At 71.5% G+C, this 17693-nt stretch carries 18 protein-coding genes; 10 read left to right on the top strand and 8 right to left on the bottom strand.

Annotation, left to right across the window (positions count from 1 at the left end; all coding sequences use genetic code 11):
• The first annotated feature begins 2 nt into the window (after positions 1–2).
• Together ACQPZ4_RS28410 and ACQPZ4_RS28405 are read left to right on the top strand one after the other, a co-directional pair.
• The gene (locus tag ACQPZ4_RS28410; protein ID WP_433041679.1) at positions 3–503 is read left to right on the top strand and encodes a hypothetical protein; all 501 of its coding nucleotides are present in this window, start codon (positions 3–5) and stop codon (positions 501–503) included.
• 83 nt (positions 504–586) lie between these two features.
• Entirely contained in the window at positions 587–1201 is a 615-nt protein-coding gene (locus ACQPZ4_RS28405; RefSeq protein WP_433041676.1) for a hypothetical protein, read from the top strand.
• Between the two features lie 25 nt (positions 1202–1226).
• Here the strand turns inward: ACQPZ4_RS28405 and ACQPZ4_RS28400 are convergent, their stop codons facing one another.
• The 4 genes from ACQPZ4_RS28400 to ACQPZ4_RS28385 form a co-directional block, all read right to left on the bottom strand.
• Positions 1227–2591 carry an ABC transporter substrate-binding protein gene (locus ACQPZ4_RS28400; protein WP_433041673.1) on the bottom strand — a complete coding sequence of 455 codons (1365 nt, stop codon included), beginning with the start codon at positions 2589–2591 and terminating at the stop codon, positions 1227–1229.
• Between the two features lie 41 nt (positions 2592–2632).
• Entirely contained in the window at positions 2633–3493 is an 861-nt protein-coding gene (locus tag ACQPZ4_RS28395) for a carbohydrate ABC transporter permease (RefSeq protein WP_433041670.1), read from the bottom strand.
• Positions 3490–4341 (bottom strand): carbohydrate ABC transporter permease, encoded by an 852-nt coding sequence (locus ACQPZ4_RS28390; protein ID WP_433041667.1) that lies wholly within the window; start codon positions 4339–4341, stop codon positions 3490–3492. The genes ACQPZ4_RS28395 and ACQPZ4_RS28390 overlap by 4 nt, the downstream gene beginning before the upstream one ends.
• Positions 4342–4571: 230 nt before the next feature.
• Positions 4572–5345, bottom strand: a complete 774-nt coding sequence (locus ACQPZ4_RS28385; RefSeq protein ID WP_433041664.1) for an alpha/beta fold hydrolase — start codon at positions 5343–5345, stop codon at positions 4572–4574.
• A gap of 98 nt (positions 5346–5443) precedes the next feature.
• On the opposite strand from ACQPZ4_RS28385, the gene ACQPZ4_RS28380 reads away from it, so the two are divergent.
• Positions 5444–6085: a TetR/AcrR family transcriptional regulator gene (locus ACQPZ4_RS28380; protein ID WP_433041661.1), complete on the top strand. Its 642-nt coding sequence runs from the start codon at positions 5444–5446 to the stop codon at positions 6083–6085.
• 32 nt (positions 6086–6117) lie between these two features.
• A complete protein-coding gene (locus ACQPZ4_RS28375; protein ID WP_433041658.1) occupies positions 6118–8652 on the top strand; it encodes an MMPL family transporter in 2535 nt (844 codons plus the stop codon).
• On the opposite strand, the gene ACQPZ4_RS28370 is transcribed toward ACQPZ4_RS28375, so the two are convergent.
• Both ACQPZ4_RS28370 and ACQPZ4_RS28365 read right to left on the bottom strand, forming a co-directional pair.
• Positions 8649–9122 carry a hypothetical protein gene (locus tag ACQPZ4_RS28370; RefSeq protein WP_433041655.1) on the bottom strand — a complete coding sequence of 158 codons (474 nt, stop codon included), beginning with the start codon at positions 9120–9122 and terminating at the stop codon, positions 8649–8651. The two genes, ACQPZ4_RS28375 and ACQPZ4_RS28370, sit on opposite strands and share 4 nt — an antisense overlap.
• Positions 9123–9133: 11 nt before the next feature.
• Positions 9134–9841: a siderophore-interacting protein gene (locus tag ACQPZ4_RS28365; protein ID WP_433041652.1), complete on the bottom strand. Its 708-nt coding sequence runs from the start codon at positions 9839–9841 to the stop codon at positions 9134–9136.
• An 88-nt stretch (positions 9842–9929) separates the two neighbouring features.
• Between ACQPZ4_RS28365 and ACQPZ4_RS28360 the strand changes: the two genes are divergently transcribed.
• The 4 genes from ACQPZ4_RS28360 (at position 9930) to ACQPZ4_RS28345 (ending at position 14289) form a co-directional block, all read left to right on the top strand.
• The gene (locus tag ACQPZ4_RS28360) at positions 9930–11330 is read left to right on the top strand and encodes a BTAD domain-containing putative transcriptional regulator (RefSeq protein ID WP_433041649.1); all 1401 of its coding nucleotides are present in this window, start codon (positions 9930–9932) and stop codon (positions 11328–11330) included.
• Positions 11331–11408: 78 nt separating this feature from the next.
• Entirely contained in the window at positions 11409–11927 is a 519-nt protein-coding gene (locus ACQPZ4_RS28355) for a SigE family RNA polymerase sigma factor (protein WP_433041646.1), read from the top strand.
• On the top strand, positions 11924–13039 hold the full coding sequence (locus tag ACQPZ4_RS28350) for a hypothetical protein (RefSeq protein WP_433041643.1): 1116 nt from the start codon (positions 11924–11926) through the stop codon (positions 13037–13039). The genes ACQPZ4_RS28355 and ACQPZ4_RS28350 overlap by 4 nt, the downstream gene beginning before the upstream one ends.
• A 77-nt stretch (positions 13040–13116) precedes the next feature.
• On the top strand, positions 13117–14289 hold the full coding sequence (locus tag ACQPZ4_RS28345) for a glycosyltransferase (protein WP_433041640.1): 1173 nt from the start codon (positions 13117–13119) through the stop codon (positions 14287–14289).
• Between the two features lie 19 nt (positions 14290–14308).
• On the opposite strand, the gene ACQPZ4_RS28340 is transcribed toward ACQPZ4_RS28345, so the two are convergent.
• Entirely contained in the window at positions 14309–15745 is a 1437-nt protein-coding gene (locus ACQPZ4_RS28340; protein ID WP_433041637.1) for an RNA-guided endonuclease InsQ/TnpB family protein, read from the bottom strand.
• 638 nt (positions 15746–16383) lie between these two features.
• Positions 16384–16581 (bottom strand): hypothetical protein, encoded by a 198-nt coding sequence (locus ACQPZ4_RS28335; RefSeq protein WP_433041634.1) that lies wholly within the window; start codon positions 16579–16581, stop codon positions 16384–16386.
• Between the two features lie 133 nt (positions 16582–16714).
• On the opposite strand from ACQPZ4_RS28335, the gene ACQPZ4_RS28330 reads away from it, so the two are divergent.
• Positions 16715–17200 carry a hypothetical protein gene (locus ACQPZ4_RS28330; protein ID WP_433041631.1) on the top strand — a complete coding sequence of 162 codons (486 nt, stop codon included), beginning with the start codon at positions 16715–16717 and terminating at the stop codon, positions 17198–17200.
• Entirely contained in the window at positions 17197–17682 is a 486-nt protein-coding gene (locus tag ACQPZ4_RS28325; RefSeq protein WP_433041628.1) for a S26 family signal peptidase, read from the top strand. Before ACQPZ4_RS28330 ends, ACQPZ4_RS28325 begins: the two co-directional genes overlap by 4 nt.
• The last annotated feature ends 11 nt before the right edge of the window (positions 17683–17693 follow it).

Raw genomic sequence — 17693 nt, 5'->3', positions numbered from 1 at the left:
CTGTGACGCGGTCATTGATCTCGGCGGCCGCGACGGGCGTTGTCGTGCTCGGCGGGCTGGGTGCTTGCACCGGCCCGTCGAGCCCCCCGACGCCGGCCACCGCCTCGGCGCCGAGTCCTTCGGCGGCCGCGGGGCCGGCGTCGGCCGGCGGCCCGTCGCCGAACTCCGGGTCCTTTCCTTACGGCGGCCGGCTGGTGGCCGCGTGGGGCTCGGCGACGTACGGCGCCGGGCACGTGGAGGTCGCCATACCCGCAGGACGGGCGATCAAGCTCCGCGGACGGTGCTCGGGCTCCGGCGTCCTCCCGGTCCACATCCAGCTGAAGGCACTCCGCGACGACGAGCGCTTCCCGTGCGACGCGCAATGGCAGTACGTCTTCACGGTGTTCTCGTCGGACTCCGAGGCCGTCGGTCCGGGCCCCTATCCCATGGTCATCGACGGGGCGGCGGGCGTCACGTCCTGGGATCTGGAGGCGTACGCGGTGGGCAGTGCCGCGAGCGGCTGAGCGCGGGGTCACGCGGTGCGCGGCGGCGGCCTAGACTCGGGCCGCCGTACGACCGTGCGAAGGCGGGGGCCATGGACAGCTCGGTGAGTGCGAGGCGCAAGCGCCTCGCGGTGGTGCTCGGGGCGCTCGCGCTCGTCGCGGTCGTGGTGGAGTCGGTGGCCGCGGCGAATCCGTGGCGCTACGTGGCGCTCATTCCGGCCGGCAAGGCGTCGACGACTGTCCTCGTGGCGACCGGGGTCGTGGTCCTGGTCGGGGTCGGCGCCGCGCTGCTGATCCGGCGGACGCTCGCGGCGCAGATCGCCGTCGGGGTCACGCTTGTGGTGGCGTGGCTCGTCGCCTGCGCCGGGCTGGAGGCCGCGGGCGCCGGCGTTGAGCGCGGCGCGACGACCAGCGTCGCGGTCTCGCCGGACGGGCGGTTCGAGCTGGTGCTCGTGCACTATCCGCAGACCGGCAACCCGATCGACTACCTGCGGCTGCGGACGCGGTCCGGGCTGGGCAGCCGCGAGTCGGCGGACAACGTGGCCTGCTTCTCCCATTCCTACGAGGTGAACGCCCCCGAGGACGTCTTCGAGCGGGCCGCGTTCGTCGGGGAGCACGAGGTCGAGGTGCGGGCCGAGCAGGGGGAGCCGTTCCGGACCACCTTCGCGCCCGATTCGCTGCGGGCCGCGGCGGCCTGGTCCCGGGGCTGCGACGCCTGAACGCCGCGGCCCCGGGCCGTTCGCACTACTTCAGGTTCGGCTTGACCTGGGTGTTGTAGATGCCCTCGAGGGTGCCCTTGAGCTTGGTCATCTGGGCCTGCACGTCACCGTTCTTGGTGAGGATCTCGGCGCAGGCGTTGGCCATCTCCTGGTCCGCGCCCGGCAGGAACACCCGGGCCCAGTCCTGGTTGCGGGTCACGGCGAGCTGGTCGATCGCGACCTGGGCCTGCGGCGTCTTCGACGTCAGCGAGGACGTGTCGGCCGACTTGCGCACCGGCATGTACCCGGTCGCCGCCGCGAACTTCAGCGTGTTCTCGGGCGAGGTCAGGAACTTGAGGAAGGTGGCCGCCGCGACCTGGTTCTCGGGCTTGATCTTCTTCGGGATGCCGACGCCGGCGCCGCCCGTGGGGCAGACCGGGGAGGTCGACTTCGGGCCGCCGGGCAGGAAGCCGGCGCCGACGTCGAACTTGGCGACCTTGAGGATGCCGACCAGGCTGCCCGTCGAGCCGACGGTCGCGGAGACCGCGCCGGCCGAGAGGTCCTGGGTGGAGTCCTTGCCGGCCACGCCCGACCACTTGCCCTTGTACACCGCGTCGGCCAGGAACTGCAGGCCGGCGACCGCCTCGGGCTTGTCGCAGGTGACGTCGAAGCTCTCCTTGGCCGACCAGCCGCCGTCGTACCCCCAGAGGTTGTTCTGGAAGCTCCAGCCCGCGTAGCCCGCGAGGGCCGGCAGCTGGAAGGCGTTCTGCAGGCCCGCGTTGGCCGACTTGAGCTTCGGCGCCCACTCGGCGAACTCGTCCCACGTCTTCGGGGCGCGGTCGGGCAGGCCGGCGGCCGCCCAGTGCGCCTTGTTCCAGTAGAACAGCGGGGTGGAGCGGGCCCACGGCACCGCCCAGGTCGCGTTCTTGTACTTGTAGTCGCTCAGCAGCTGCTCGCGGTAGTCGCCGGTGTCCCAGTTGAGCGCCTTGAACAGCGAGTCGAGCGGGACGATGGAGTCCTGCAGGTAGTACCGGAACCACCACACGTCCGACAGGACCACGAGGTCGGGCAGGGTGCCGCCGGCCTGCGCGGCCTGGAACTTCTGCGCGATGTCCTCGTAGTTGGAGCCGGCCGAGACCAGCTGCACCTTGATGTCGGACTGGCTCTGGTGGAACGCGTCGATGATCTCCTGGGTGACGGCCTGCGAGCCGCCCGGGTTCGACGTCCAGAACGTGATGGTGCCGGCGGGCTTCACGCCGGTGTAGTCGTTCTGCTCGGGCTGGGTGGACGGGGCGTCCGACGACGTCGACGGACCGCCGCCGCACGCGGCCAGGGCCGCCGCGGTCAGGCCACCGGCGGCGAGGCCGAGGAACCTCCGCCGGCTGAGGTCGGTCGGCTGCGACAAGGACACGCTGTACCTCCTGGTTGATTGATGAGTGCGCATGACCCTCGTCATCCCTTGACGGCACCTTGCGTCAAGCCGGTGACGATGTAGCGCTGCAACGCGGCGAACACCACGAGCACGGGGAGAAGCACCATGACGGTTCCGGCCATGACGATGCCGTAGGAGGCGGCCGCGCTCTCGCTGTTGTGCAGCAGCGTCAGGCCGACCGGCAGGGTCATCATGTCCGGGTTGGAGACGATCACGAGTGGCCAGAGGTAGTCGTTCCACTCGAAGACGATGTTGACGAGGGCCACGGTGGCGATGCTGGGCGCCGCCATCGGCACCACCATCCGCCACAGCCGCCGCCAGTGCCCGGCGCCGTCGACCTCCGCGGCCTCCAGCACGTCGGCGGGCAACTGCAGGAAGGACTGGCGCAGCAGGAACGTGCCGAAGCCGCTGCCGAGCCCGGGCAGGATGATCCCCCAGTAGGTGTCCTGCCCGCCGAGGCTGCTGATGAAGGTGAAGTTCGGCACGACGCTCACCTGCGGCGGGACCATCAGCGTGGCCAGCACGGCGAAGAAGACCCAGCGCTTGCCCGGGAACCGCACGAACACCAGCGCGTACGCGGTGATGATGGACAGCAGCACCTTGATCCCGGCGCCGACGACGGTGACGACGGCCGAGTTGAGGAACAGCCGCGGGAAGGGGACCTCGCGCGCGGCGTCGGCGTAGTTGGCCACGTGCCACGGGTCGGGCAGCACCACGAGGTTGCGCGTGATGACGTCCGGCGGGCTCTTGAAGGACGAGAGGATCAGGTAGCCCAGCGGCAGCAGTACGACCAGGATCGCCAGCGTGATGGGCACGTAGTCGGCCACGAGCGCGCCGAGCACGTTGCGCCGCGACAGGGGTTTGGAGTCCACTGTGGTCACCGGTAATGCACCCGTCGCTCGAGGAAGATCAGCTGGACCAGGGTCAGCGCGACCAGCAGCGCGAACAGCACCGTCGAGAGCATCGCCGAGTAGCCGGCCTGGTTGTACCCGCCGAAGGCGCGCAGGTAGGCGTCGTAGATGAGCGTCGTGGTCCCGCGGCCCAGGGGCGTCATCGCCCGGATCAGGTCGAACGCCTGCAGCGAGTTCAGCGTGCTGGTGACCAGCAGGAAGAACGTCGTCGGCGAGAGCAGCGGGAAGACCACCGAGAAGAACTTGCGGCGCGCGCCCGCCCCGTCGATCGCGGCCGCCTCGAGGATGTCCGAGGAGATGGACTGCAGCCCCGCCAGGTAGATGACGGCCGCGTAGCCGAGGTTCTTCCAGACGTACACGATGACGACCATGACGAGGCTGAGCGTCTCGTTGTTGAACCACTCGGGGCTGTCCACGCCGAACGCGCGCAGGATCGCCCCGAGCGCCCCGACCGTCGGGTCGAAGATGTACTGCCAGGCGAGCCCGACGCCGACGCCGGAGAGCACGTACGGCGAGAACACCGTGGCCTGGGCGAGCCCGGCCCCGCGCACCTTGCGGTTGAGGCCGAGCGCGACCAGCAGCCCGAGTCCCATCGAGAGCACGACGGTGGCCACGGTGAACAGCGCCGTGGTGAGCAGGACCTCGCCGGCTTCGGAGGAGGTGAAGAAGGTGACGTAGTTGTCGAACCCGACCGCGCGGGCCCGGGGCGAGCCGAGCGTCCAGTCGAGGGTCGAGTAGTAGATGTTCTGGAACAGCGGACGGTACGTGAACACCACGATGAGCGCGAAGTTCGGCGCGGCCAGCGCGACGAATATCAAGGCCTCTCGCAATGTCCGGCGCCGTTTCGCCCGCCGCGTGCGGTCCCGGTCGGCCGGGACGACGGCTGCAGGCGTCACCGGCTCGGCCGTGGTCCGCCTGAGCCCTCCAATCATGATCGGCAGCTAAGCCAGGTGAGCTTTCCGATCATCAACCGCGCGGTGAACGCAGTCGATCCTCCGCCGGAAGTCCATGCCGGACAGTGGAGAGCGACGCTATCCACGGCGGGGCGTCAGACCGGGAGCTCCCGGACCGCCCGGACCACGGCCGGGGAGTCGTTGCGCAGGATCTTCGAGTGGTTGCTGGGCACCTTGGCGCTGATCCTGACGTTCGGGTTGGCCGCGACGATCGGGTCGAGCACCTTGCGGCCCTCGTCCATCTCGCCGCCACCGCTGCCCAGGCTGTCGCCGGTGGCCAGGACGAAGTGCACCGGGCAGGTGGCCCGCAGCAGGACCGGCACGCTGGCCGCCGAGATCTCGTTGACCTCGATGTTCACGTCGGCGTGCTGATCGACGCTCATCCGCGCGGACAGCCCGAACCGGCTGACCAGCGGCAGGATGAACCGCATCCGGCGGAACAGCTTGCGGATGCGCGCGGCGCCCTCGGGGCCGGTCAGGCCGATCGGGAAGGAGTCGACGACGACCACGCCCGCGACGCGCTCGGGGTGCCGGTCGGCGAAGTGCCAGCCGAGGATGCCGCCGTACGACCAGCCGACCAGGATCGGCGCCTCGGTGACGCCGCGCGCCGCGAGGACGGCGTCCAGGTCGCGCAGGCAGGCCTCGAACGAGTAGTCGGCGGAGGTCCTGGACTTGCCCCGGGCCCGCTCGTCGTAGGCGATGTGCCGGTAGCCGTCGCCGAGCCCGGCGATCACCTTCCGGAAGTGCGACTGGTCGGCGTAGGCGCCGTTGAGGTAGATCACAGGGCGGCCCGAACCGCCGGTGTCGGTCACGTACAGTGCGGTGTCGTCGACGGAGACCAGGCCCGACCAGGAGGAATGCTGTGTCATGGTGAGTACGGTGGCCGACCGTCCTGACACGCAACCGCCACCGGACTGACACGTCCTGTCATTTGCACCCAGTGCATCGTTGCACCTAGTGTAAGGGTGTGGTTGATCATTCGAGCGGGCGTCGGGAGGCGCTGAAGGCCCGGCACCGCGCCGCGATCCTCGCCGCCGCGCGCAGCCTGATCGACGAGCGGGACGGGGCGCCCTTCTCCGTCGACGAGCTCGCCGAACGGGCCGACGTGGCCCGCCGTACCGTCTTCAACCACTTCGCCTCGCTCGACGACGTGCTGCTCACGCTCGGGACCGAGGTGATCTCCGTGCTCGTGGCCGACTTCCTGGCCGAGGTGGCGGCCGCGCCCGTCGGCGCCGGCAGCCGGGCCTCCATGTTCGACGAGCTGGCCCGGCTGTTCCGGGCGGCCGACCTGGCCCCGGCCGTGGTCTCGGTCACCAAGATCCTCGGCGGCCGCCACGACATGGACGACCCGCGCAAGTTCATGCTGACCCACACCGCCTTCCGCCGCGTCGCGGGGGCGCTGGCACCCGAGGTGACCCGGCGGTACGCCGGCGCCAACCCCCTCGACGTCGAGCTGCTGGTGCACTCGCTCATGAGCGGCATCACGGTGATCGCGGGCCGCTGGATCGAACTCACCGGCGCCACCCTCGACGACGCGAGCCGGGCGGTCTGGGACGAGCTGCTCACGCGGCTGCTGGACAACATCCGCAACGGCTACCTCCCCACCTGATTTCGCCAATTCCGAAGGGAAACTCTGCGGCCATGGCCGAACTGCTCTACCGGCTCGGGCGTTTCAGCGCCCGCCGCCACTGGCTCGTGATCACCGGCTGGATCGTCGTCATGGCGATCGCCGGCGCCACGTACGCCATGTTCTCCGGCTCGCTGTCCGGGGCGATCACCATCCCCGGCACGCCCACGAGCAAGGTCGCCGACGAGCTCGCGGCGAAGTTCCCGAAGGCCAGCGGCGGCACCGGCACCATCGTGTTCTCCACGTCCGGCGGCGCCGCCTTCACCGACCAGCAGAAGACCGCGATCAACGCGCTGCTCAAGAACGTCGGCACCGAGCCCGGGGTGCGCGGGGTCACCGACCCGTTCCAGACCGACGCCGACCGGGCCGCCCAGGCGCAGAAGCTCACCGACGGGCGCATGCAGCTGTCGCAGGCGACCAAGCAGCTCACCGACGGCGAGGCCCAGCTGGCCGGGGCCAAGGGCCAGCTCGCCGGAGCCCAGCAGCAGCTCGACGCGAAGAAGGCCCAGCCCGGCCTCTCGTCGAGCGCGAAGGCCCAGCTGGAGTCGCAGCAGCAGCAACTGGACGTACAAAAGCAGGCGCTTGACGCGAAACAAAAGGAGCTCGACGCCGGCAAGACCCAGCTCGCCGACCAGACCAAGCAGCTCGACCTCGGCGCGCAGCTGCTGCAGATGGCCGCCGAGATCCGCACCGTGGCCAAGGACGGGTCGGCGGCGATCGGGGCCGTGCAGTTCACCACGCCGACGCACGAGGTGCCCAAGACGGTCAAGGACTCGATCCTGGCCAAGGCGGCCGACGCGCACATCGACGGCGTGGCCATCGACGTCTCCAACGACATCGCGCAGAGCGTGCCCAGCGTGCTCGGCCCCGGCGAGGCGGCCGGTCTGATCATCGCCGCCATCGCGCTGCTGGTCATGCTCGGCACCGTCATCGGCGCCGCGCTGCCGATCATCGGGGCGCTGCTCGGCGTCGGCGTCGGCGTGCTGGCCGCGCTCTCGTTCTCGGACGTGGTCACCATGATCTCGGTGACCCCGGTGCTGGGCGTGATGCTCGGCCTGGCCGTCGGCATCGACTACTCGCTGTTCATCCTCAACCGGCACCGCCGCCAGCTCAAGCAGGGCGTCGAGGTGCACGAGTCGATCGGCCTGGCCAACGGCACCTCCGGCAACGCGGTCGTCTTCGCGGGCTCGACCGTGCTGGTGGCCCTCCTGGCGCTCAACGTCACCGGGATCCCGTTTCTTGGCCTCATGGGTACCGTCGGTGCTGTCTGCGTCGCGGTCGCCGTGCTGGTCGCCATCACCCTGACGCCGGCCCTGCTGTCGCTCGTCGGCATGCGGATCCTCAGCCGCAAGGAGCGCCGGGCGATCGGCGACGTGTCCGCGCAGCCGGCGCTGCCGCAGAAGACGATGTCGACCGGCCGCTCGGTGCTCACCCTGCTCGCGGGCATCGCCGTGCTCGGCGTGATCGCGATCCCGGCGATGTCGATGCGCCTCGGCCTGCCCACGGGCTCGTCGGAGGCGGAGGACTCGCCGCAGTACCGGGCGTACAAGACGGTCGAGGCGAAGTTCGGCGCCGGCGTCAACGGGCCGCTGCTCGTGGTGGCCCACCTGCCGAAGGCGGCCACCGGCACCGACCTGACCGCGGCCCAGGCCGAGATCGGCGGGAAGATCGCGGCCACCAAGGACGTCGTGGCGGTGGCGCCGATCGGAGCGTCCGACGACGGTACCGTGGCGGCCTTCCAGGTTGTTCCCAAGGAGGGACCGGCCGCGGAGTCCACCGCCCAGCTGGTCCGCGACCTGCGTGACCTTTCACCTTTGTCGGTGACGACCGGCCAGGTCGACCTCGGCGTGGCCGGCAACGCCAGCGGCAACATCGACGTGTCGCAGAAGCTGGCCGACGTGCTGCCGATCTATCTGGCGCTGGTGGTCGGCCTGTCGCTGATCATCCTGATCTTCGTGTTCCGCTCGATCCTGGTCCCGGTGACCGCGACCGTCGGCTTCGTGCTCTCGCTGCTGGCCGCGTTCGGCGGGCTCACCGCGATCTACCAGTGGGGCTGGCTCGGCGGCGTGTTCGGGGTGCACGACCCGGAGCCGGTGCTGAGCTTCCTGCCGACCATCGAGATCGGCATCCTGTTCGGCCTGGCCATGGACTACCAGCTGTTCCTGGTCTCGGGCATGCGGGAGGCGTACGTGCACGGCGCCTCGGCCCGCCTCGCGGTGCGCCGCGGCCTGTTCGCCGGCCGCGCGGTGGTCACGGCGGCCGCGGTCATCATGATCTCGGTGTTCGCGGGCTTCATCTTCTCCGAGTCCGCGACCATCCGCCCGATCGGCTTCGGCCTCGCGTTCGGCGTGCTCATCGACGCGTTCGTGGTGCGCATGCTGCTGATCCCGGCCGCGATGCACCTGCTGGGCAAGTCGGCGTGGTGGCTGCCGCGCTGGCTGGACCGCATCCTGCCGGACGTCGACGTGGAGGGCGCGAAGCTCGAACGCACCCACCCGATCGACGGCGGGCACCACGCTCCGGCCTCGGAGCCCGCGCAGGTCTCCTAGACGGTGGCTTGTTCCGGGCGCTTGCGGGAGAGCATCCCCGGCGCCCGGAACAGCATCACGGCCTCCCAGGCGGCCAGGGCCAGCACGAGGACCAGGGCGGCGGCGCCGAGCCAGACCCACTTCGCGACGTACGGGCGGGCGTCGGTGCCGTTGGCGAAGACGGCCGGGGTGAGCTCGTCGTCGGCCGGGCGGACCTGGAAGTGGTTGCCGCTGGTCTTGCCGTCGGTGACGGTGGCGTGCGGGGCGTCGACGTCGTGGACCGTGCCCTGGACCGCGCCCTCGTCCCACGTCGCCGTGCAGGTGATCGTGGAGCGCTCGACGTTGTCGTAGTCCTCGACGCAGTCGGCGAGCTGGGCGGTGCTGACGTGGTTGCCGCGCGCGAACTCGAACAGCCCGCCCGGCTGCGCGAGCAGCGACACGAGACAGACGACGGCGAAGCCGAGCAGGGTGAGCCGGAAGGTGCGGAGCATGCGCGTCCCCTTCAGTCCTGACCCGCCCCGAATCCCGGACGGCCCGGTGTCCATTGTGGCTGGGAGTGTATCGATCGGCGCAAAAATCCGCGGCCCTCGATGAGCAGGCGCTGCAGCAGCCGGCAGGTGTCACTCTCCCCGGCGATGTAGGCGGCGCCTTTGCCGGGCGGCAGCTCCAAGTCTTTGACGGCCCTGAGGAGGACCCGGGAGCCGACCGCCGACGCGCGGCCGCGGTGCACCCACGGGAGCGGCTCCTCGGCCGGCATCTCCTGGGCGGCGCCGGCGGCCTCGAAGACGCCCACCACCGTCGCTGCTTTCGGCAGGGCGGCGCGCATGGCCAGCAGCGGTACCGCCCCGGTCTCGTCGCCCGCGAACAGGTGGAACGCGGCCGTCTCGTCGAGCGTGATCTTGCTGCGCGGGGCTTCGAGGGTCACCCGGTCGTTCGCTCGCGTCTCGCGCGCCCAGACGCAGCCCGGGCCGCCGGCGTCGTGCAGGGCGATGCGCAGCGACAGCCGGGAGTGGCGGGGTTCGTGACTCCAGATGGAGTACACCCGCCGCGCCTCGCCGGTGTCGCTCGGCACCCGGACGACGACGTGGGCACCGGGGCGGAACCGCAGCCGGGGCACCTCCGGCCCGACGAGATCGACCTGACGCATGCCCGCGGCGACGTCGTGCACGCCCTCGACCCTGGTCAGAAAGTGCCGCCGCGGGTACGTCATCCCGATGATCCTACTATGGCGGATTCTTGCGATCACGTGTTCAAATATTGCGAAGTATCGAGCGACTTCGTCACACGGGGGTGTGCGGGTGAAGTTCCAGCTGCTCGGCCCCGTCCGGATCTGGCGGGACGACACCGCGCTGCCCATCGGCCCGGCCAAGCAGCGCAGCCTCCTGACCGCCCTGCTGCTCGAACCCAACCGGATCGTGCCGCTGGACCGCCTGGTCGCGATGCTGTGGGACGGCGACCCGCCCAGGTCCGCCGTGGCCAACGTGCGCACGTACGCCTCCCGCCTGCGCCGGCTCCTCGTCGACGCCACCGGCGCGGTGCGGCTCAGCGGGCACGGACCCGGCTACCGGCTCGCCGTCGGCGACGACGAACTCGACGTCACCGCGTTCCGCCGCCTCACCGCCGACGGCCGCGCCGCCCTGGCCGCCGGCCAACCGGCCCGCGCCGTGCAACTGCTCGGGCGGGCGGTTTCCCTCTGGAAGGGTGGGCCGGGCGAGGACCTGGAGCGCTCGGCCGGCCTCGACCGGTGCCTGGGCCCGCTGCAGGAACAGCGGCTGACGACGATCGAGGACTGGATCGACGCCAAGCAGCGCCTGGGCCAGGGCATCGGCGTCGTCTCCGACCTGCGCCGGCTGCTGGACGAGCACCCGCTGCGCGAGCGGCTGTGGTCGCAGCTGGTCCTGGCCCTGTACCGCACCGGCGACGTGGCGGCCGCGCTGTCCGCGTTCGCCGAGGCCCGCCGCTGCTTCGCCGACCGCCTGGGCGTCGACCTCGGGCCGCAGATGATCCGCCTGCACCGCGCGATGCTGCGCCGGGATCCTGCGCTCGATGGTGCTGCCGTCATGGAATCGGTGCCGCGGGAGCTGCCGGCGGACGCGATGCTGCTGGTGGGGCGTGACCGGGAGCAGGCGACGATGGCGGAGGCGGTGTTGCGCTCCGACGGGCCGGTGTTCATTGCGCTCGACGGGCCGGCGGGGATCGGGAAGTCGGCTCTGGCCGTGCGGGTGGCGACTCGGCTTGGGCGGCACTTTCCCGATGGGCAGCTCTATGTGGACCTGCATGGGTCCGATCCGGCGCGGCCCGTGCGCCGTCCGGTCGACGTGCTGGGGCAGTGCCTGCGCTCGCTCGGCGTGCCTGCGGGGCAGATTCCCGATTCGGAAGAAGAAGCCGCCGCACGGTACCGGACGATCGCCGCCAACCGCCGCCTGCTGGTTGTTCTGGAGGACGCGGCTGCTTCGTCTCAGGTCCGGCCATTGCTTACCGCCACGGCCGGCAGCGCGGTCATCATCACCAGCCGGGCTCGACTCGCGGTGCACGACCGTACCGTCCACATCGGACTCGGCCCGCTGACCGTCGCCGACTCCGTCGAGATCCTGGCGGGTCTGGGCGGCGGCTCGCCGGACAGCGGGCCGCGGCTGCTACAACTGGCCCGCAGCTGCGACGGCTCACCCCTCGCCCTGCGCCGCGCCGTGCTCGGCTGAACCTTTCCCGGGCGGGTGCCAACCTCCGGAGCGGCAGCGTTCGTGTACGGGGGTGACACGACGTCTTGAGGGGTGCTGGTGGACGATGAGGCAGGGTTTCGGGAGTTCGTGGCGGCGCGGCTGGCGCAGTTGTCGCGGGTCGCGTATCTGTTGACCGGCGACCATCACAAGGCCGAGGACCTGGTGCAGGTCACGCTGGTCAAGGTGGCCAGGCACTGGCGGCGGGTGAGTGCGGCCGGGGCGCCGGACGCGTACGTGCGGCGGGCGCTGTACCACGAGCATGTCTCGTCGTGGCGGGGCAAGCGCGTGCCGGAGACGCCGACGGCGGACCCGCCCGAGCGGGCCACGGGGCGGGACGAGTCGGCGGAGGCGGTGCGCCGCATCGTGTTGCGGGACGCGCTCGCGAAGCTGGCGCCGGGGCAGCGGGCGGTCATCGTGCTGCGGTACTTCGAGGATCTGTCCGAGGCCGACACCGCCGACGCGCTCGGGTGTTCCGCCGGTTCGGTCAAGAGTCAGGCCCATCATGCGCTGGCCCGGTTGCGGGTCGTCGCGCCCGAGCTCGCCGAGCTCATCGAGGATGCGGAGGTGCCGGCATGACCGGGCTCAGGCAGCTGCTCGCCGAGGAGGCGGGCGAGGCGCGGACCTACGACGTGACCGACCGCGCGGTGCGGGTGGTCAAGCGGCGGCAGCTGGTGACGCGGCTGGTACCCGTCGCGGCGGCGCTGCTCGTGGTGGCCGGGCTGCTCGCGGTCGGTCTGCCGTTCGGCGGCCACGACGGGCCGGACCCGGCGCCGGTCGCGGCCGGACTGCCGGCGCGGCTCGTGGCGGAGGCGTCGCCGCCGGTGCTGCCGGGCGAGCACGGTGCCGGTCGGGCCGCGCTGGCCTATTCGGGTGACGCCGGCTGGGTCGTGGTGATGACGGACGGCAGGCAGTACCGCGTCGACGGGTTGCGCGTGGACGGCATCTCGCCGGACGGGCGCTGGCTGCTCGTCGCGCGCTCCGACGGCACCTGGGTCCTGCGCGACCTGACCGGCACCGCGCGGCAGGAGTTCGGCGGAGGCGGCAACGGCGCGACGACGGCCGGCCCGCACTGGTCGCCCGACGGGCGGCGGCTGGTGTTGCAGGTCGGCGTCACGTATTTGGTGGACCTCGCCGCCGGAGGGTCCCGCGCAACGGTGCCACTGGACGACCGGGTGTGTGCGGTGCGGAACTCGGGGATGCTGGTGCTCTGTCCGGCCCCCTTGGCGGGTTTGCGCCTGGCCGACGGCACCACCGGACGGGTCCTTCGCGACATCCCCGCCGCGGAGCTGGGGCTGCGACCGACCGAGTCGGTGCCGGCCGACCTCGCGACGCCGATGCTCGGGCCGGACGACCGCACGCTGTTCATCGGTACCCGCGACACGGCCGGGCGGTACCTCGTCGGGTTCGACCTCGACGCGGGGCGGCTGAGCGAGCGGTATCCGCTGCCCGATGCGATCCCGGCCGCCGAGCGCTCCCTCAACGGGGGCGTCGAGTACGGGCAGCCCGACGAGCGGTACCTGATCGGCATCCACCCCGACGGCCCGCTGCTGCTGCACGTCACGCCGAGCCGCAGCGACCCGTACACGGCAGGAACGGTGTCGATCGAACTGATCGCGAAGGACACCGGAGCGCTCACCACCGTCACGCAGGTGTCGAGGCCGATCACGCTCATCTGCTACCCCGGCTGAGCGCCCCTCCCGTTCAACCGTACAACGCCGGCCGGGGCTTGCGGCAAGGCCCCGGCCAGGGCGCAGAATCGCAGGTCATGAGGGTGATCCTGTCGACGTACGACTCGCGCGGGGGAGTCGAGCCGCTCGCGGCGCTGGCCCTGCGACTGCGTGCCATGGGAGCGGAGGCAATCGTGTGCGCACCGCCCGACTGCGCGGCGCGGCTGGACGAGCTCGGCGTACCACTCGTGCCGGTCGGGCGGCCCGCCAAGGAGATCGCGCACGGCGAACGGCCCGCGGCGCCCGACGTGCAGCGCATCGCGGCCGGGCTCATCGCGGCGCAGTTCGACGGGCTCGCGGCCGCGGCCCAGGGGTGCGACGCCATCGTGACGAGCGGGCTGCTGCCGGTCGCGGCCGGGGCGCGGTCGGTCGCCGAACTGCTGAAGGTGCCGGCGGTGAACGTGAGCTACTGCCCGATCTTCCTCCCCTCGCCGCACCACCGCCCGTCGCCGCTGCCCGGCCGCCCGGTGCCGGCCGAGGTGCACGATCCGGACGAGCTCGACGCGATCGATGTCGCCAACCACAACGCGTTCCTGCGCGAACCGCTCAACGAGCACCGCGCCGCCGCGGGCCTGCCGCCGGTCGACGACGTGCGCGCCTTCGTTCGCGGCGAACAGCCCTGGCTGGCCGCGGACCCGACCCTGGCCCCGTGGCCGGGCGGCGCCGACATCGTGCAGACGGGCGCCTGGTTCCTGCGCGACGAGCGTCCGTTGCCGTCCGAAGTGGACAGTTTCCTGCAAGCGGGAACGCCGCCGGTGTACGTCAGCTTCGGCAGCATGCCCGCGCCGGCCGGCTTCGCCACGTCCGCCATCTCGCTCATCCGCGCCGCCGGACACCGCGCGATCGTCGGGCGGGGCTGGGCGGAGCTGGCCGGCGTCGACGACGACGCGGACTGCCTGGTCATCGGCGAGGTGAACCAGCAGCACCTGTTCCGCCGCGTGGCCGCAGTCGTCCACCACGGCGGCGCGGGCACCACGACGACCGCCACCCGCGCGGGCGTACCGCAGGTGGTGGTGCCGCAGTGGGCCGACCAGCCGTACTTCGCCGACCGGGTGACGGCGCTGGGCATCGGATCCCGCGCCGCCACCTTCGGCGACGCGCTGCGGACCGCCCTCGCGCCGGAGGTCCGCGAACGGGCGACCGCGGTGGCCGCCACGATCCGCACCGACGGCGCCTCGACGGCGTCTCGCCTCCTTCTCAACATGAGCTAGTGCAATGCGTGTAGTGCTGTCATCGCGTTCGCAACCCAGATTTGAGCGGTGATTGCGACTCCTCGCCGCATGGATTTGGCGAGCGACTCCCTACCGTTGTCGGTAAGGCGGGCCACAGCCGGCCAACCGACCCTCTCGGCGCCTCTCCGGTCGTCACCGACGGCGGTGACGACCGGTGTGGTCGGCGGGGGTCACGCCGGGACAGGCCGGCACCGGGAAGGTGCCGCCCCGCTCGACGGTGCGTGACCACATGCGGCAGCACAGCCGCCGCCGTGGTGAGGCCGCCACTCGCATCAGTTGGCGTGCGGGTGGCGATGATGGCGGCCGCGAACAGGTCACGGTGCCCAATGGTGTTGCAGGACTTGCAGATCGTCGTACGTCCAGCCGGTCGAGCAACATGCTGCCGACAGTTCGGACAGGTGCTGGACGTACCGCGTTCGTTCACCAGCCGGACGGAAATGTCGGCCAGCTCGGCCTTGTCGTGCAGGATCGCCATGAGCTGGCCCACCCGCCAGTTGTTGCGCACCCGCAGGTTGTGCCGCCGCCCGGCCGGAATGGTCAGCACGCTTCGCGGGTCCCCAACCGCCAGGGTCCCGATCCGATGCTCGACGGCCCAGTCGACGACCATCCGGGCGGCCTCGTGCATGGCCTGACGAACACGCCGCAGGTAGCGGCCCTGCACGACCTGTTCCCGGCGACGGTACTGCTGCCAGCGCCGCGATCGGCGCCGGCCCGGCATCGGTGCTCGCTTGGCCACCGCCCGACGCCGCTGCTTCGTGTCGGCCAGGTGCATCCGGTGCTCGGCGCGGATCGCCCGGCCGGACACCAGCAACGCCTGTCCCTCCGGACCGGCGACCGCGAAGGGGTGAATGATGCCGAGGTCGACGCCGGCAACGCGGTCCGGATCGGGCCGTTTGGTGTCTGGATAGGTCGCCACGGGGACTTCGGCTGTCACGTCGACCCACAGGCGACCGCCGTCGGCGAGCAGGGTCACGGACCGGACCTGCTCGGCCGGGTACGGCACCTCCCGATCCAGCTGTACCCACAACGGATCGCACCCGAGTGCTGCCGGAAGCCGCAAACGACGGCCCTGCAATCTGAAGACGCCGTGGTGCCAGCGCACGGCCATCAGCCCGCGCCGTCGCCGGGGGAAGCGGATGGTCAGGTCTCCCGCCTTACGCCGCTTCGCCGCCGAGAACCAGGCATCGGAGAACCGGCGCAGCACGGAACGAGCGCCAACCGCGTCGAGTTCGCCGAATGCGCCAGGGCCGGCCAGCGTCAGCTCTCTGTAGAGCGCCTCCAGCGAGACCAGTGGAGTGTCGCGGCGTTGCCGGCGCCACGCATTGAGTTCCAGCGCGCAGGACCAGACGTCCGCGGCGGAGCGCAACAAGCCGAAGCAGCGCTTGCGCTGAACATTGGTCAGCCTGTGCAGACCGACTCGGGCGGTGCGGTGCACGACCCGTGGCGCTCCGGGATCGCGGCGACGAGGCATGCATGATGTTTAGCACGCCAGTTCGATTCGCGCTGCCCCCGTCTGACTCAAGTGGGTCAGTCCGCGAGCGCCACTTCAAGTGCTGGGAGGACGGACTGCAGCCAGCGCAGCTCGAGGGCGTGGTGTTCGAGACCTTCGGCCGCTTCCGCGGCGGTCACCGGGGCGTACTTCAGGCGCTCGGCGGCAAGGAGGCGTGTGCGGTCTGGTGGAGCTGTCGGAGCAGGTCGGCGGCGCCCAGCAGCGCTTCGTCCGAGCGGGCTTACGGCGGCAGCCAGTGGCCTCGTCCGGGCTGCCATTTGGGATCGACCGGTACGTCGCCTTCCAGGAAGGTGAGGATATCGTGGTCGCCTTCGGTACCGACGAGGCGTGGTGCGCCCGCGAAGCCCGCGGACTCGAGGTGTTGCAGGAACCCGTGTACTGCAAGGGACCCGGACCGGTCGGCCGCAGCAGCTGCCCGCCACGGCGCGCGATGCCTTGCGTCATCCTTCCGGCAGGAAGCTCGATCTCAGCGGGATGCCCCAGCTGCCCAAGACCCATCCACCGAGTATGTGGCAACGGCTGGGCGGCGGCCGCCGGGACGGTTACCGGCGGCCGCCTGCCGGTCAGCAGGAGTAGGTGCAGTGGGTGACGCAGCCGCCGGGGCCGACCAGGTTGCAGCAGGTGCGGGTGCGCCAGTAGCCGCCGTTGCACGGGCCAACGTAGTGGTACGGGACGGTCGAGCAGCCGCTGCACGCGGCCGCGTCGGCCTTCGGGACGAGCCGGCTGACCAGGCGGTCGGCGAGTTTGCCGAGCTGTCGCATGTTGCCTCCATTCAGGTTGATCGACATCGGGGCCGGAACGTACCGCCGGGCGATACAGCGGGGGTGTCGGCGGCGTGTATCTCGCGTGTATCGGGGGCGGTTAGCGTGCCCGCCACCGGAAAGGGGAGTTCTCATGGCGATACTCGCGGCCGCGGTAGCGGTGGTCGGCGTGCTGTGTGTCATCGATCTGCTGCTGACCGTCGGGGTGATCCGGCGGTTGCGGGAACACACCGAGCAGCTGGCGCAGGCGCTGGCCGGGCGGCCGCCGGCCATCGCGGCGCCGGGGACGACCGTGGACTTCGACGGGTCGGCCTCGGTCGTCGGGTTCTTCTCGCCGGGGTGCGGGCCGTGTGCGGAGCTGCTGCCGAAGTTCGTGGAGCGGGTCGCCGGGGAGTCGGTGCTGGCCGTGGTCGTGGGCGACGGGGCCGAGGTGGACTCGATGGTGGAGCTGCTGGCGCCGGTGGCCCGGGTGGTTCGCGAGGATCATGGCGGTACCGTTGCCGCGGCTTTTGGGGTTTCGTCGTTTCCTTCGGTGTTCGCGATGGACGGTCGGACGATCGCCGGGAGCGGGCACGACCTCGGGGCGCTGCGGGCGCCGGTCGGGGCGGGGCGGGGATGATCGCGGGGCTCGCCGCGGGGGCCGTCGCGGTCGCCGGGCTGGTCTGGCTGCGGCGGGCGTTTCTCGTGGTCACGGTGACCGGGCGCAGCATGACGCCGACGTTCGAGCCGGGTGATCGGGTGCTGGCTCGGCGCGGGCGGGCGCGGACGGGCGACGTGGTGATCGTCGGGCCGGCCCGTGGCGTGCGCGGCGAGGAACAGCAACCCGGGCCGGTGCGTGGCGCGGGCGGCGATGGACAGCCAGGCGAGCGGGGCCGGGGCGAGCCGTTGCGGCTTGTGATCAAGCGGCTGGCCGCGTCGCCGGGGGAGCCGGTGCCGCGGGATCGGGTGCCGGCGCTTGCGGACGTGCCCGAGGCGACGGTGCCGGCGGGGAAGATGGTGCTGCTCGGCGACGCGGCGGAGAGTTCGGACTCGCGGCAGCTGGGGTACTTCGACGCCGATCGGATCGTCGGCCGGGCGGTGCGGCGGCTCGCGCGGCGATGAGGGTGCTCGCG

It is taken from the genome of Dactylosporangium sp. CS-033363 (genome assembly GCF_050942475.1).
Classification (GTDB): Bacteria; Actinomycetota; Actinomycetes; order Mycobacteriales; family Micromonosporaceae; genus Dactylosporangium.
Note: the sequence above shows the minus strand (reverse complement) of the source record. Positions and strands in the feature narration are given on the sequence as shown.

Bases quoted from the DNA above. Each gene is read 5' to 3' on its own strand.
- ACQPZ4_RS28365 (WP_433041652.1), bottom strand. From the start codon at position 9,841: ATGACGTACCCGCGGCGGCACTTTCTGACCAGGGTCGAGGGCGTGCAC.
- ACQPZ4_RS28385 (WP_433041664.1), bottom strand. From the start codon at position 5,345: ATGACACAGCATTCCTCCTGGTCGGGCCTGGTCTCCGTCGACGACACC.
- ACQPZ4_RS28330 (WP_433041631.1), top strand. From the start codon at position 16,715: ATGGCGATACTCGCGGCCGCGGTAGCGGTGGTCGGCGTGCTGTGTGTC.
- ACQPZ4_RS28375 (WP_433041658.1), top strand. From the start codon at position 6,118: ATGGCCGAACTGCTCTACCGGCTCGGGCGTTTCAGCGCCCGCCGCCAC.
- ACQPZ4_RS28345 (WP_433041640.1), top strand. From the start codon at position 13,117: ATGAGGGTGATCCTGTCGACGTACGACTCGCGCGGGGGAGTCGAGCCG.
- ACQPZ4_RS28325 (WP_433041628.1), top strand. From the start codon at position 17,197: ATGATCGCGGGGCTCGCCGCGGGGGCCGTCGCGGTCGCCGGGCTGGTC.
- ACQPZ4_RS28370 (WP_433041655.1), bottom strand. From the start codon at position 9,122: ATGCTCCGCACCTTCCGGCTCACCCTGCTCGGCTTCGCCGTCGTCTGT.
- ACQPZ4_RS28335 (WP_433041634.1), bottom strand. From the start codon at position 16,581: ATGCGACAGCTCGGCAAACTCGCCGACCGCCTGGTCAGCCGGCTCGTC.
- ACQPZ4_RS28350 (WP_433041643.1), top strand. From the start codon at position 11,924: ATGACCGGGCTCAGGCAGCTGCTCGCCGAGGAGGCGGGCGAGGCGCGG.